The sequence below is a fragment of the Methanococcus maripaludis C5 genome, assembly GCF_000016125.1.
GTDB classification, from domain to species: Archaea; AGJL01; Methanococci; order Methanococcales; family Methanococcaceae; genus Methanococcus; species Methanococcus maripaludis_D.
On record NC_009135.1, the window covers coordinates 1,729,147 to 1,744,307 of the forward strand.

General features: G+C 33.9%; 17 protein-coding genes. 14 read left to right on the forward strand and 3 right to left on the reverse strand.

Annotation, left to right across the window (positions count from 1 at the left end):
* Positions 1-446 precede the first annotated feature (446 nt).
* Complete coding sequence (locus MMARC5_RS09140; protein ID WP_011869520.1) at positions 447-926, forward strand: LytS/YhcK type 5TM receptor domain-containing protein; 480 nt, start codon at positions 447-449, stop codon at positions 924-926.
* A 600-nt stretch (positions 927-1,526) separates the two neighbouring features.
* A complete protein-coding gene (locus tag MMARC5_RS09145) occupies positions 1,527-2,075 on the forward strand; it encodes a phosphatase PAP2 family protein (protein WP_011869521.1) in 549 nt (182 codons plus the stop codon).
* 2 nt (positions 2,076-2,077) lie between these two features.
* Here MMARC5_RS09145 and MMARC5_RS09150 read toward each other — a convergent pair whose 3' ends face one another.
* On the reverse strand, positions 2,078-3,727 hold the full coding sequence (locus MMARC5_RS09150; RefSeq protein WP_011869522.1) for an ATP-binding cassette domain-containing protein: 1,650 nt from the start codon (positions 3,725-3,727) through the stop codon (positions 2,078-2,080).
* 152 nt (positions 3,728-3,879) lie between these two features.
* Between MMARC5_RS09150 and MMARC5_RS09155 the strand changes: the two genes are divergently transcribed.
* From MMARC5_RS09155 to MMARC5_RS09195, 9 genes are read left to right on the forward strand one after another with little or no spacing between them, the layout of a single operon-like run.
* On the forward strand, positions 3,880-4,236 hold the full coding sequence (locus MMARC5_RS09155; protein ID WP_011171573.1) for a cation:proton antiporter subunit C: 357 nt from the start codon (positions 3,880-3,882) through the stop codon (positions 4,234-4,236).
* 26 nt (positions 4,237-4,262) lie between these two features.
* Positions 4,263-5,711, forward strand: coding sequence for an energy conserving hydrogenase EhbF (gene ehbF, locus MMARC5_RS09160; protein ID WP_011869523.1), 1,449 nt, complete (start codon positions 4,263-4,265; stop codon positions 5,709-5,711).
* Between the two features lie 17 nt (positions 5,712-5,728).
* Entirely contained in the window at positions 5,729-6,037 is a 309-nt protein-coding gene (locus tag MMARC5_RS09165) for a hypothetical protein (RefSeq protein ID WP_011869524.1), read from the forward strand.
* Positions 6,038-6,046: 9 nt separating this feature from the next.
* On the forward strand, positions 6,047-6,808 hold the full coding sequence (locus MMARC5_RS09170) for a Na(+)/H(+) antiporter subunit B (RefSeq protein ID WP_011869525.1): 762 nt from the start codon (positions 6,047-6,049) through the stop codon (positions 6,806-6,808).
* Positions 6,809-6,819: 11 nt separating this feature from the next.
* On the forward strand, positions 6,820-7,080 hold the full coding sequence (locus tag MMARC5_RS09175) for a hypothetical protein (protein ID WP_011869526.1): 261 nt from the start codon (positions 6,820-6,822) through the stop codon (positions 7,078-7,080).
* 1 nt (position 7,081) lies between these two features.
* Positions 7,082-8,527 carry a 4Fe-4S binding protein gene (locus MMARC5_RS09180; RefSeq protein ID WP_011869527.1) on the forward strand — a complete coding sequence of 482 codons (1,446 nt, stop codon included), beginning with the start codon at positions 7,082-7,084 and terminating at the stop codon, positions 8,525-8,527.
* 19 nt (positions 8,528-8,546) lie between these two features.
* Complete coding sequence (locus tag MMARC5_RS09185) at positions 8,547-9,059, forward strand: 4Fe-4S binding protein (RefSeq protein WP_011869528.1); 513 nt, start codon at positions 8,547-8,549, stop codon at positions 9,057-9,059.
* 9 nt (positions 9,060-9,068) lie between these two features.
* Positions 9,069-9,512: an NADH-quinone oxidoreductase subunit B family protein gene (locus MMARC5_RS09190; protein WP_011869529.1), complete on the forward strand. Its 444-nt coding sequence runs from the start codon at positions 9,069-9,071 to the stop codon at positions 9,510-9,512.
* Positions 9,513-9,522: 10 nt separating this feature from the next.
* Positions 9,523-10,518, forward strand: a complete 996-nt coding sequence (locus MMARC5_RS09195; RefSeq protein WP_011869530.1) for a respiratory chain complex I subunit 1 family protein — start codon at positions 9,523-9,525, stop codon at positions 10,516-10,518.
* A gap of 56 nt (positions 10,519-10,574) precedes the next feature.
* Here MMARC5_RS09195 and MMARC5_RS09200 read toward each other — a convergent pair whose 3' ends face one another.
* Together MMARC5_RS09200 and MMARC5_RS09205 are read right to left on the reverse strand one after the other, a co-directional pair.
* Entirely contained in the window at positions 10,575-10,868 is a 294-nt protein-coding gene (locus MMARC5_RS09200) for a hypothetical protein (protein WP_011869531.1), read from the reverse strand.
* A gap of 17 nt (positions 10,869-10,885) precedes the next feature.
* Positions 10,886-12,094 (reverse strand): molybdopterin molybdotransferase MoeA, encoded by a 1,209-nt coding sequence (locus MMARC5_RS09205; protein ID WP_011869532.1) that lies wholly within the window; start codon positions 12,092-12,094, stop codon positions 10,886-10,888.
* A 138-nt stretch (positions 12,095-12,232) separates the two neighbouring features.
* Between MMARC5_RS09205 and mtnA the strand changes: the two genes are divergently transcribed.
* The 3 genes from mtnA (at position 12,233) to MMARC5_RS09220 (ending at position 15,111) form a co-directional block, all read left to right on the forward strand.
* The gene (gene mtnA, locus MMARC5_RS09210; RefSeq protein ID WP_011869533.1) at positions 12,233-13,198 is read left to right on the forward strand and encodes an S-methyl-5-thioribose-1-phosphate isomerase; all 966 of its coding nucleotides are present in this window, start codon (positions 12,233-12,235) and stop codon (positions 13,196-13,198) included.
* Positions 13,199-13,407: 209 nt separating this feature from the next.
* Positions 13,408-14,724: an aspartate--tRNA(Asn) ligase gene (aspS, locus tag MMARC5_RS09215; RefSeq protein ID WP_011869534.1), complete on the forward strand. Its 1,317-nt coding sequence runs from the start codon at positions 13,408-13,410 to the stop codon at positions 14,722-14,724.
* Positions 14,725-14,811: 87 nt separating this feature from the next.
* Positions 14,812-15,111: a metal-sulfur cluster assembly factor gene (locus MMARC5_RS09220; RefSeq protein ID WP_011869535.1), complete on the forward strand. Its 300-nt coding sequence runs from the start codon at positions 14,812-14,814 to the stop codon at positions 15,109-15,111.
* The last annotated feature ends 50 nt before the right edge of the window (positions 15,112-15,161 follow it).

Consider the following 15,161-nt stretch of genomic DNA (forward strand, 5'->3'; position numbering starts at 1 on the left):
CCCATAAATCCTGAACAGACTATTCAAAATAGGGGGTAGTTTATGGATTTAATGTCGATTTTACATTTAATTAGGGGTAATTAAATTATTTTCGACAAAATTTTATTTGGGGGAGTTATTTCTCCCAGATATCTCCCTCGCAAATATTGTTACATACATAACCATCTACATAATTATTTGCGTAAATATCAGTCTATTTTAATCGGATGATTAAAAAAATTCTTATTTTAAAATGTTTTCACAGAGCAATGAAAATTACTCTTTTTAAATATTTAATAAAATCCACAATTAAACCTTTAAATTATATATACGATTTTAACATAGTGGTATGCATTTGATTTTAACATAGGGATCCGGGAATTTACAACATTTATATTTTTAAAATTGTGAACAGTTACATTATTCATATCTCTGAAACAAACAATGCTACTCAAGGAGGGATATTTTTGGACGGTAGATCGAAGGAGTTACAAAAAGACCGTGAAAACTATAAAAAAGTACTTTATCAGCATTTAATAATTCTTTCTATCTGCATCAACATAATTGGGGTGGAGTTAGTTCCCATTTTGAATATTCCTACATTTTTAAATGCAGTTGGAACTATTTTTGCAGGGATATTATTGGGCCCATTTGCGGGTGCACTGGTGGGACTTTTAACAAGTATTATTCTAGGTTTTTTTATAGATCCAGGATATTTTTATTTTACATTTGTCAGCGTAATGGTTGGATTTATTACAGGATATATTTTTAAAGAATATCCTTTTAACATAAAAACGGTTATCGGTGCATCGATCTTTATTTCGGTAATAACTGCAATTGTCGGAAATACGATAAGTTATATGGCGCTTGGAGGCGTTGCTGGAGAACAAATTGATAAAGTAACTCAAATTTTAATTGAGAGGGATTTAACACATTCTTTGCAGTAAATATCACAGGATTTTTTGCAAATTTGTTTGATAAACTACTTTCATTTGTTTTGGTGTTTTTAGTAATTATAATAATGGATAAAAAAATAGATATGCAGGATTTTCAGATAAGGTGGAAATAAAACTATTTTAAAATTTAAATCTAGCTATTTTAGTTTTAAGAAGTAAAATAAAGAAATTGTATCTCAAAGATTCTAAAAAGTCTTTTTAGATATATGTTATGTTTTTGCGAAGATAAATCGAAGCGATTGCAATATCGTTACGACCCAATTAAGAGGGTGTTTTTAAGTTCATTTTATTATTATGCAGTTTGTAGTAAATGCATGTCTTAATTCATTTGTATTGGAATTTCAGGGAAAATCTTGCAAATTCAGCAACGTTTTGAAATCCACATTCTTTATCCGTCCTTTTAAGTTCTTCTTCAGGGTTCCCAAAAAAGTAACTTTGAGCCATACTTATTCAAACTTTCAAAACTGCCTTTCTGTGTTATAAGATTACTACTAAATTTGGATTAGTTCTGTTTCGCGTTGTATGTCAACAGAGTATCAAAAAGATAGTTATTAATGTAATTTCACCATTATAGAATTTGGTGAAATTTTAATGTTACTAAAAAGCTTACAAAAAACGGATATTGATTTATTTTATTTAGTAAATTCGGGAGTTAAAAACCCCTTTTTTGATTTTTTAACCATTTTTATAAGTGACACAGTATACATTTATATTTTGTTAATTTCGTACTTTTCATTTAAAAATGATAGAAAAGTTTTAATCCAAGTTTTATTCGCAATGTTTCTTCTGTCTATCCTTGTATTTGCTGTAAAATACTGGATAAGCGAGCCAAGGCCTTATGAAATGCTTGAAGGAGTAATTCTTTTAAAAAACATGGGAACGCAGCCATCCTTTCCAAGTGGGCATACAACAATTGCATTTGGATTTTGGATAATTTTTACAAGAAATATTAAAAATTCAATCAATTTAGATTCAAAAAAGTCATTTAAAATAATGCTGTTACTTTTATGGGCATTTTTGGTTGCATTTAGCAGAATTTACGTTGGAGTGCATTTCCCACACGATGTACTTGGAGGAATGCTTATTGGGGTAGTATTTGGATACATATTTATTAGATTTTCAGAAAAAATTATAAAATAAGTTTATTGATTCATAAACTTCGAATTACTTCTTTCAATGAATTTTTCGCAGACTTCTTCTGGATTTCCATCCATCAAGAGTTTTCCTTCATCGATTAATATTGCACGATCGCTGATCTCTTTTATCAAGTCAACGTGGTGGCTTATCATAATAATTGTGGTTCCAACAGTATCATTTATCTTTTTGAGGTAATTTGAAACTTCTCTAAGTGTTAATGGATCCAAATCTCCAAATGGTTCGTCTAAAAGTAATATATCTGGTTCCAATACAAGCTGAAGTGCCATTGCAACTCTTACTTTTTCCCCACCACTCAATTCAGTTGGTTTTTTGTTCAAGGTTTCTCTATTCAAATCAAGCGCATCTAAAAGTTCATTTGCATCATATTCAACAGGTTTTGCAGGAAAAAGCTTTCTTACAACCATTTCAGAAATTCCAATTTTGTCAAGTTTGTTTCTCATTTCAGTTTCTGGAAGATCTAAAAGCTGGTAGAGTCCATCAACCATTTTTGGAGAAATTCCAAGTTCCGCAGCTTTTAATTTTGCGCTTTCAACGGTTTCAATACTTTTTACGCCAAGTCTGTATTTTAAAAGTTCATTTACCGTTAAATAATGTGCAAGGGAAAATTCTTGGTGCATAATTCCAATTTTCCTTCTTAAATTCATCCTGTCCCATCCAAAATCCAGTAAATCGATTCCTTCTAATTTAACTACTCCTTTGTCGGGTGATTCAAGGCCTGCAAGAAGTCTGAGTATTACGGATTTTCCGGTTCCACTTGGGCCAAGGATTGATAAAATCTCTTTTTCTTTAACTTCAAAAGATATATCTTTTAAATTCAGTGTTTCTCCACCATTTACAACGTAGTATCTTTTAGACGCATTTTCAACTTCTACAATAGTTTTTTCAGTAGGTTTAGATATTCTGCCGTATTTTTCAACCATATCTTTTAAAAATTCGTCAACTACTTTTTCAGGAGTATCTTTCATTACTATTTTTCCGTTTTCAATTAAAATGCAAGATTTACACAAGTATTTATGAATTTCTGGAAGGTGTGAAGTTACAATGATCGTAACTCCTAATTTTTCATTGATATTTTTCAAAACATCTAAAAGAATCTGTTTTGATGCAGGACACGCCATTGTTGCAGGTTCATCGAGTAAAAGTACCCCGTCACCATTTTTCGCATAAATTTTTGCAATCTGCCTTCCCAAAATGAGTCTCTGTTTTTCCCCGCCACTTAGAATGTTCGAGTAAGCATCCCTTTTATGTTCTAAACCAACCAATTTTAAAATTTCCGTGGCATCTTTCCTATATTCTTCCATTTCTTCTTCAACTGGAAGGCCTTCATCAGAATTGGTTCTAACTGCGTAGAGTTTTCTTATAATATTGTATATTGCAGGTTCTGCCCACAAAGCAAAATTTCTCTGAAGGTGAATTGCAGTAATTTCCCTTAAATTTTCTGTTTTTCCAGAAACTTCGATTTTTCCTTCGTCAAAACTTTCAGTGCCCCGAAGTATCTTTATGAGAGTCGTTTTTCCAGCACCGGATTTTCCGATAATGCCCAAGATATCCCCTTTTTTAACGTCAAAACTAACGTTATCAAGAGCAACCTTTTCTCCATACCGTTTTGTTAAATTCTCGACTGTTACGGTCATAATTTCACCAAAATTATCATGAACATAAATGTACCATAATCTATATATATTTAGTTTTTTAAAGGTATTTATCATTATAATTAATGATAGATTAAGAGGATTTTTAAATTTAACATTTTAAATCGAGTTTTTTGGTCCCTAACGGTGGTAATATGGATTTACAACTTGCTTCCTTTATAACTGCAGGTATTTTAATTGTTATTGGGTTATACGGGACTTTCTTTGTTGATAATGTTCTTAAAAAAATTATCGCACTTTCTGCGCTTGGAAACGGTGTAAATTTGACACTGATTGCCATAGGATACACTGGCGGAATAGTTCCTATAAAGGCACCAGAAATGGAATTTGCACTGTTTTCAACTCTTGCAAGCTATCCACTTCCTCAAGCGCTTGTTCTTACGAATATCGTTATTGAAGCTTCAATGCTCGCAATAATGCTCGGACTTTCAATAGTGTTCTACAAAAAATACAAAACACTAAAATCTTCAGAAATCTTGAAAGAAGACTAACGATTTAACTTTAAACGGTGAGCTCAATGAACTTACTTCCCCTGATTGTAGTTTTTCCTATGTTCGTGGCCATCATATTCAATTATCTTAACGGGAAAGATAAATTAATCAGGCCGATGACACTTTTAATGGCTATTCTATTATTGGCACTTCCATTTATCGGATCTTATGGAATTTATAACTTCGGAGCCCACGGCTTAGAAAACGGGCTTATTTCAGGAATATCTTACCTTTATACTCCAGTAAAACAGCTTATTATCACCGTTATAATGTTAATCGGCTCTTTAGTGTTGATAACAGGACTCGGAGAAAAAAAGTCAAGCGGTCTTTTTGTAGCGTTAATGTTAATGGGTTTGGCGAGTGTTTCAGCGGTAGTTTTAGCAGATGATTTATTTAACATCTATGTATTCTATGAAATAGCTGCAATTGCACAAACCGGACTTGTTATTGCATCAGGTACCGAAAAAGCTTACCGAGCTGCTTTTAGATATTTAATACTTGGTAATTTTGCAGGTTCTATTCTTTTGCTCGGAGTTTCAATGCTTTTAGCAGCAACTGGAACTTTGAATATTTCGGATATGCACAATTTCCTTTTAAACAATCCATCAACTCCAACGATCTATGGTGGACTTTTAATGCTTATTATCGGGCTTTGCTATGGTAGCGGTCTTCCACCGTTCCATACTGTAAAAGCAGATATTTACGCAAGAGCAAAACCGTTTGTTGCTGCAATGCTTCAGACGTATTCAAAATTCGTACTTGTTGCATTATTGCTTGTAATTTTCAAGTTATTTGGTGGACTTTCTTACTTTGCAAGTGCTCACGGAGTTTTAATTGCACTTTCCGTTTTAGGAATGGTTTTTGGAGTTGTAATGGCACTATTGCAAAATGATTACAAAAAACTCCTTGCATATCACGCGATAAGTCAGGGCGGTTATGTTGCAGCAGGAATTGCAATTGGAACTCCTTTAGGAATTGTTGCAGGAATATTCCACGCAATAAACCACGTTATTTATAAAAGTGCTCTGTTTTTGGGTGCCCAAATAGTTGAAAGAAGAAATGCAGGAAATTTAAACAAACTTGGCGGCCTTCTTCCAGTAATCCCTGCAACTGCATTCATGGTTTTATGTGCAAAACTTGCAATCAGTGGTGTACCTCCATTCAACGGATTCCAAAGTAAATTATTGTTAGCAGAAGCTGCAATGAATGTTAATATGCCTGAACTTGCAATCATTATGATTCTTGTGAGTATCGGAACGTTTGTATCCATGATGAAGGCATTTTACTTAATTTACTTGAAGCCTTGCAGTCAGGAACAGATTGAAGAATACAAAAAAGCAAAACCTTCAAAATACGCGGTATTTTCACTCGCGGTTTTAACATTCTTGTGCATACTTTTAGGTATATTCCCAAGCCTTGCAACAGACATAATCTATCCATTTGCAAACGAAATTGGAAGGGTATGGACTTTATAGTCTGATTCGGTGATAAAATGACTTACGGCGATTTCAAAAAAGAAATGGATGAACAAAACCACGGAGACGGAATTTCTGTTGGTGCAGTTTTAACGGCTGAATTTACGCTCTACGGATTTTTAATCCTGTCTTTATTTTTAATTTTTAGGGTATACGGAAATATCTTGTTTGTACTGATTGGACTATCAGTAATCGGTTTAGCGTACTCCTGGATGCCATTAATATTCAAATTTCAAAAAGAAAATTCAAACGATGTAAATAACCAGCTTTTCTGGCTTTCGATGTTTTCGGGACTTCTGACAATGGTTATTTACTTTGCCAGATAAGGTGGTAAAATGACTCAAAAAAGAGAAATCGCAGTTTTTCTTTCATTTGTGTTCTTTGGATCGGCAATACTCTATTCATTATTTAATATAAATGTCGTAGAAGGTGTAAATTACATTTACACTCAAAATTATATCGTTCCAAACCTGATAACGGCAGTTCTGTTCGACTGGAGAGGTTTTGATACTTTAGGGGAATGTATGATTCTTGTAACCTCCGTTTTAGTTACTGGAATGGTTTTTGGAAGAGGATTATTCGAAACAGAATTTTTAAAAGAAGTTTATTCAAATTCTAAAGAAGAATCAGACGCCGAAATTGGATTTACTTCAATAATTAAGGTTTTAGCAATGCCTTTAAGTATTTTACTAATGGCTTTGGGAATTACTATAATTTTGGGCGGACATATAACTCCAGGTGGAGGATTCCAGGGCGGTTCATTAATTGCAGCAGCATATATTTTAAGTATCGTTGCATTTGGATCAAAAACTCCAATTAAATTCAAACACCACTTTTTAGAGTCTTTAGAATCATTTGGAGCAATATTATTCATGTCATTAGGTGTTCTTGGAATAATTGTTTCAGGATTTTATCTCTTTAATTTTGGAGATTTATTTGGATATCCTGTATTTTTATCCCCTTCAGGACTTGAAAATACTGGAATTATTCCTTATTTAAATATTGCAGTAGGTTTAAAGGTTTTAGCAGGTCTTTCAACAATTACATTCCTATTAACTGGTGAAAAGGTAGTTAAAGACTACATCGTCAGGGAATAGTCGGTGATACAATGTACAATTTTGCACTCAATCAAATCATGACTTTAAATTTGAACTTTGTGGCCATTATCGGCGTTTTAGTGGGTCTCTTATTGGGATTGAAAATAGAAAATAGAAATAACGTAATTTTATGGTTAATTGGAGCATTATGTATCTCGTATTTAATGAATCCAACGCCGTATTATGAAGCAATACCCTTTTCACACATATTTTTCTCAGGAATTGTTGGAATTTTAATAGGTAGTGGAATTAAAGGTATTTCCGGGCGATAATATGATTGTAACAGACATCAAAAAATGCAGGACTTACGAAGAATGTGAAAACTGTAAAAATAAAGAAATTTCAAAATGCATGGAAGTTTGCCCAACAAATGCAATAAAAATGATTGACGGTAAGGCGTTTTCATGTATTACTTGCGGAACATGTGCAAAAGAATGTCCAACCGGCGCAATCAAGAAAAACGAATACGGTGGATACTATGTTAACAGAAAACTCTGTACTGGATGCGGAATCTGTAAAAACGTATGTCCTATCGATATAATTGACATAAGGGAAGATTCAACTGGAAAAGCTTACCCTACAGGAATGTGTGTTATGTGCGGACTTTGTACTACAGAATGCCCCTATGATGCAAGACTTTACTTTGATCCAAGCAGCCTCAAAGATACCAAAAATAAAATGTTGATGGAAAGGTACTCCACAATTTTTAAAATGATGGGAAAAACATACGAATTCCCTGAGCCAAAACACGTAAAAATTGTAAAACCTGCTGAAAGGAAAGTAAGAACCTCAATTTCAATAGATTCTGAAAAATGCATAGAATGCGGGAAGTGCATTTATTTATGTCCTAAAGACACGATTATTGAATCAGAAACAGTTGATGGATGTACAAGATGTAATATCTGTAAGGAAGTCTGCCCTGTTGATGCAATAGACTACGGAGAAGTTACTGAAAACTGTATACTCTGTGGAAACTGCATTTCAAAATGTCCTAAAGATGTTCTTGAGATTTCTGAATTTAAAGTTGTAAAAACAAAAGAAGACGTAAAAGCAAAACCTGAAAAACACTGTATAAACTGCGGTCTTTGTGTTGATCTGTGTCCTTCAAATGCTTTGAGATTTGAGAACGGAAAAATACTCTACGACCCAAAAACCTGCACATTGTGTAACACCTGCGTTAAAGAGTGCCCACAAGGAGTCAGAATTAATAAAGGAGAATTTGTTAATGGTGGATGCGTACTCTGTGAAGTATGTATTAAAGAGTGCCCAGAAGACGCAATTTCCATTAAAGAAAGGTCAAAATTTACTTCAATCGACAAGGAAGAATGCATTGCATGTGGAACCTGTTCAATGGTCTGTCCAAACGATGCAATCACTGTAAAGATTGATAGTTTAAATTTCAGTGGAAATAAAGTGCATTCCGAAGTTATATTCAATGACAACTGTGTAATGTGCGAAAAATGTGCAATAAACTGCCCAAGAGACGTTATTGAAAATACATCTGGACACAAAAAGGTAGTTGATAGGGAAAACTCTTACATAAGAACAGACAGTGACTACTGCGTAAAATGCGGTCTTTGTACCATTATCTGTCCAAACGATGCAATAGATAAGGGCGAAATAAATACTGAAAAATGCGAATACTGTTCAGCATGTGTTAATATCTGTCCTACAAGGGCCATAAGAATCTACAGAACTTGGAATGAAAAGACCAAATAATTTAAGCAAAGGGATAATCATGACGTTAAAAGGACTTACAAAAGTGTTTATTTCTGGTTTTTACGAGAATCTGGAAAGAATAATTCTCGGAAGCGATAGATACACATCAAAAGAGATGACGGCAGAGATTTTAAACGGTATTGAACTTCCTAGTTCAGTATTTTCTGAACTCTGTATCGGTTGTGGAGGATGTAAAAATGCATGTCCTACAAAGGCTATCGAAATGATGCCTGTAGAACCTGTAAAAATTACTGAAACCTATTCCAAAGAAGCAGTTCCAAAAATAGACTATGATAAATGTGTATACTGTTTATACTGTCATGATTTCTGTCCCGTATTTGCCCTATTTAATGAAATATCTCCAATTCACCCAAGACATGTTGGGGAAGACTTAGTTCAAGTAGATCTTTCAAAATTACTGGAAAAACCGATCGAAATTCCTGAAGAACAGCTATCAAAGATTGCTAAAATACTTTCGATTAACATTTCAGGAATCGTTAAGCGGGAAAAGAAAGCGAACTCAAAAGTGTAAGGTGTAGTCATGTTAAAAGAGCTTTCAAGAAAGAAAAATATTCATATCATGCTTGTTTATACTGGCGGATGTAATGGTTGCGATATTGAAGTTGTAAACTGTGTTTTGTCTCCATTTTATGATGCGGAACAGTACAACGTATTTTTAACGTGGAATCCAAGAGAAGCGGATGTTTTAGTGGTAACTGGCTGCGTTACAAAGGCAGTTTCTGCGTCACTTAAAAAAATATACGATGAAATTCCTGAACCAAAAGCAGTGATCGCAGCAGGGGCCTGCGCATTGATGGGTGGAGTTTACAACAATATTGGTGGAGATTTGGGAACTTCTACATTTATAGATGGTCCTGTTGAAAATATAATTCCAGTTGATATGAAGGTTCCAGGATGCCCGCCAAGACCTGAAGACATTATCTCGGGAATTGTAAAAGCCCTGCCAAAAATCCTGAATGGATGAGGAGATAATCATGTTTGAAAATATTTTAACAATAGAAACGTTTGAAATTATCCTTTCAATGATAGGAATTCCTTTGATAGCTTTTGCAATTTCTACCTGGGTTCCAGGAATTCAGAGAAAAATTCAGGCAAGAATTCAGCAAAGAAAAGGTCCATCACTATCTTCTCCTGGTTTTTGGGCGATATTTAAATATTTATACAAAGAAGCAAAAGAGCCAGTTTCAGATCTTCCAAAACTCTACAAATTCATGCCTTTAGTTAGTTTTATTGTTATATGGATGGTATTAGCATTAACAACAATAGTAAATTTCCACATTCTTTCAAACGAGATTGGTATCATTGGGCTTTTAAAAATTGAGGAAATGGGCTACATTATAATGGGATCACTCGCTTCAACAGTAATGGGTATTAGAATGCCATTTATTGATGAATGTAAAGGTAGTGGATACTTAAGTACCATAAAAATGACATTGGGACAGCTTTCAGCAGTTAGGGCATTTAAAATGATTACTGTTGGATCTTTCCCATTTTATTTAGCAACTTTGCTACCATTTATACCGCATAAATCGATATTTTTAGTCAATTTAATTGGAAGTAATTTTTTATTCACTTTAGGCGGGTTATTCGGAGCTTTAGCTTATATTATTGGATATATAATCATGACAAAAGACTACCCATTTTCAATAATGCACACAAAAGCGGACGTTATAGAAGGCCCTACGATGGAATACTCTGGAAAATACAGGGCACTTTACTTAAGCGTAAAAGAACTTTTAATGATAACCCTTGGAAGCTTGTTTGCAACCCTTTATTTGGGGATTGCACCGGATATCTTAAATCCGATTACAATAGTGATGAACTTTGCAGTAGCACTGATGTTCCCAATAATTTCTGCGGTTGTTAGTGCATACACACCAGTATTTACATTCAGGCAAATATATCCTGTTGCACTGTTCGCAACAGTTTTGGGACTTATCGGGGCCCTTTTAGCACTTTTGGGCGTTTAATTACTTTTTAACTTTTTTTAAATCTTATCCTAAATTTTAAAATTTTTAGATCATTTTTAACATCTACCGTAGGAGGTACCTGTCAGTACTTTTAAAATAACGCCCATAAAAAAGCCAAATGTGGTTATAATTACTACGGAAATGTTGTTTATGATAATGTAGCTTAGCATATTTCCAAGCGGCAGGGTGTACGCTAAACCGCTATTTAGCATGTGTAAAAGATATGCTTCATAAAGCAAGACGTTAAAAACTAAAACTATTGGAAAGGTACTGTAAATTCTATTTGAATTTATGTAGAATCCTAAAAAAAGTCCAATTGTAAAAAATAGAAGAATTATCAGATAATTCATTAAATCACCATGAGAGCTTAAAACAAATAAACTTCAACGAATTCATCTTTTTCATATCCTTCAATATTTTCCTTTATCATCATGTAACCATCAGCTTTCGTCATTGACGACAAAACACCACTTCCCGTTATTCTCAAAGGTTCAATTTTAGTGAATCCTTCGCTTTCTACAAGTTTTACCCTTACAATGTCGGTTCTACCGAGGGAAGATGCGATATTTCGATTTATCTGAAGTTTAACCAATTTTCGAGGTTTGAAGTAATTTGCAATTAAAAGTTCAAACTGTACTGCTGATGCAACAGGGTATCCTGAAAGAACGAATAATAATTTCTTTTTTCCTTCAACTTCTGTTTCTGCAAAACCAACAGGTCTACCTGGCCTAATCTGAATTCCATGAAATATTAAATTTCCAATTTTTTTAATTATGTCAATCGTGTAATCTCTATCCCCAACAGATGTTCCTCCAGTGGTAATAACAACATCATTTTCCACAAGTGCTTTTTTAATTGCTTTTTCAAGTTCTTCGCTGTTGTCAGGAACTTTTCTATATACTGTAGGGGACAAACCAGTTTCTTTTACAAGGTCTGAAACCATCATAGAATTTGAATTAACAATCATCGCACTTTTTGCAAGCTTCTCGATACTTTCGAGGTCTTCAATATCGAGTAATTCATCGCCTGTTGCAATAACCCCAATATTTAAAGAATAACACTTTATTTTTTTTAGTCCAAGCGATGAAATTAAAGCAACGTGGTACGGAGTAATTAATTCTCCTTTTTTAAGAACAAGGTCTCCAGTTTTCACATCTTCCCCAATTCTGGACACATTTTCATTTGGGTGAACTCCAGTATAAATCTCAACGAAAGAATCGTATTCTTTAGTATACTCTTTCATTACAACTGCATTTGAGTTTTCTGGAAGTTTCATGCCCGTAGAAAGCCGGTAAATTTCTTCTTCATTTATTGAATCAGTTTCAACCAAATTTAATATAATCGGGTTTGTTTGAGATGCTCCGAAGGTATCTTCTGCAATCACTGCATAGCCATCCATTGCTGAACGATTAAACATCGGTATATTGCATGGGGCGTAAATATCTTCAAAGCAGATTTTACCAAATGCTTTATTTATTTCGATTTCTTCAAATTTATCGTCCAATATTTCTTCAAATTTTTTAAAAACCTTATTTTTAGCGGTACTGTAACTAATCAGTTCTTTTACAAATTTCATGGGGCTCACCAGTAATTCAGGGCAATTTTGAACTATCATGCTTAAATAATTTAAATTTTAACAAAAAGTGCATAAATTAAATAGTCATTTGAGGTTACTTATTTTTACTATCTTCGACTTATTTATAATGGTGAGATTTTGAGTAAGGATTTAAGACCTATATTTTGGAATGATTCGGAAAAAAAGCTTGTATTGATCGATCAAAGAAAATTACCCAATGAATTAGTGTATTTTGAATGCAAAGATTATAAAGATGTATGTTTTGCAATAAAAGATATGGTTGTGAGAGGCGCTCCGGCAATAGGTGTTGCTGCAGCTTATGGAATGGCTTTAGCTGAATTAAATGGGGACGATATAGAAAAAGCATATATTGAATTAAAAGAAACAAGGCCAACTGCGGTAAATTTATTCTGGGCACTTGAAAAAATCATTGACGCAAAAAATTCTGGAAAATCAATATTGGAAGAAGCTAAATTAATCCATGAAGAAGATATTGAACTTTGCAGAAAAATCGGAGAGATTGGGGAAGTTTTATTTGAAGATGGAGATACAATTTTAACGCACTGTAACGCAGGAGCACTTGCAACGTCTGCTTATGGAACTGCATTAAGTGTAATTCGATTTGCACACTACAACGGAAAAAAGATAAATGTACTCTCAGATGAAACAAGACCAAGATTACAGGGTGCAAAATTAACCTGTTTTGAATTAAATTATGAAAATATTCCTGTAAAAGCGATATGTGATAACACTGCAGGGTTTATGATGAGTAAAGGATTAGTTGACAAGATAATCGTTGGTGCTGACAGGATTCTTTCAGATTATCATGTTTTTAATAAAATTGGAACTTATTCGCTTGCAATACTTGCAAAATACCACAATATTCCTTTTTACGTTGCAGCACCCTATTCGACTTTTGATTTTGAAAGTAAGGTGGGAGATATCGTTATTGAAGAAAGAGACGAATCTGAAGTAACACATATTGATAACGTAAGAATTGTGGCAAAAGGAGTTTCTGCATACAATTTTGCATTTGATTGCACTCCTCCAGAACTAATTACTGGAATAATTACAGAAAAAGAGATAATTTATCCAAACAAATAATTTCAGGCTTTTTTTATATTTTTCATTTTTTTAGATATTTACTATATTTTTAAAAATTTGGGATTTAACTACGGATGTACGAAAACTTGAAAAACATTTTATAATATGCGCTCTACTCTACATTACAGTATAAATACCATAATAATCATTAGTTTTGTTAATGTTTACGAATGAATCACAGATGAATTAACTAGATGTAAGGTGAAATGGTGTATTTAATAGCAGATTGGAGAAGAACTCACTACTCAGAAGAAGTAATTCCTGAAATGGACGGTCAGGAAGTTATTTTGATGGGTTGGGTTCACTCAATAAGGGCGTTAGGAAAACTCGCATTTGTAATTTTGAGAGACAGGGAAGGAACAATTCAAGCAGTAGTTCCAAAACAGAAAGTTGACGAAGAAACATTTGCAATCGCAAAAAAATTGGGAAAAGAAGACATAATTGCAATTAGGGGAAAAGTAGTTGCAAACGAAAAAGCTCCAAAAGGATTTGAAGTAATTCCTATAGAAATAAGAGTTCTTAACAAAGCTGATGCACCGCTTCCACTTGATCCTTCAGAAAAAGTTGCTGCAGAAATCGATACAAGACTCGACAAAAGGTTTTTAGATATCAGAAGACCAAAAATTCAGGCAATATTTAAAATAAGATCTGAAATGTTAAGGTCAATTAGAAAAACATTTGCAGACGGCGGATTTGTTGAGGTAAACACTCCAAAATTGGTTGCAAGTGCAACAGAAGGTGGAACTGAATTATTCCCTATTTCATACTTTGAAAAAGAAGCATTTTTAGGTCAAAGCCCACAGCTTTACAAACAGATGATGATGGCTGGTGGATTCGACAAAGTGTTCGAAATTGCACAGATTTTCAGGGCAGAGGAACACAACACGAGAAGACACTTAAACGAAGCAATTTCAATCGATACAGAAATGTCATTTGTAAACGAAAAAGATGCTATGGCAATGCTTGAAAAAGTAGTTTACAATTGTTACGCAGATATCGAATACAACAGACCTCAAGAAATTGAACTTTTAGAATTAAACTGGGAAATTCCTGAAAAAACATTCGATAAAATAACTTACACCGAAGCAATCGATATTGCAAATGCAAAAGGCGTAGAAATTGAATGGGGAGAAGATTTATCAAGAGCTGCTGAAAGAGCAGTTGGTGACGAAATGGGCGGCCTTTACTTTATTACTGAATGGCCAACACAGACAAGACCATTTTACACCCTTCCACACAAACACGACAATAAAGTTTGTAAAGCATTTGACTTGATGTACAAAGAACTTGAAATATCATCAGGAGCTCAAAGAGTTCACAAATACGACCTTTTAGTTGAAAACATCTCAAACATGGGCATGAATCCAGATTCATTTGAGACTTACCTTGAAGCATTCAAATTTGGAATGCCTCCACACGCAGGATGGGGACTTGGTGCTGACAGGTTTGCAATGGTTTTAACCGCACAGGATAACATCAGAGAATGTGTGTTATTCCCAAGAGACAGGCAAAGATTAACTCCATAATCATGCCTTTTTGGTCTTAACTCCAATGATACAGATATATATAACAAGAAATTCAAGTTATGTTATTTTCCAGAAAAGGTGAAATCTATGGTTTCTAAAGATGATGTATTGAACGCATTAAAACAGGTAGCAGATCCGCACATGGGAATCAGCATTGTTGAGATGGGACTCATATCCGATGTGGAAGTTGGGGATGAAGGTGTAGTTTCATTCACACTTACACCTACAAACCCAGGCTGTATGAGCGTAATTCACATGGCTGGTGGCGCAAAACAGGTTGTAGCTGATCTTGAAGGCGTTAAAAAAGTTAACGTGACAGTCAAAGGACACATGATGGAAGAAGACATAAACAAAATTTTAAGCGATGAACCCATCGAAAAACAATAATTTTTTACTTTTTTCATTTGTAATTTAAAATTTACACACTTAAATTTGTT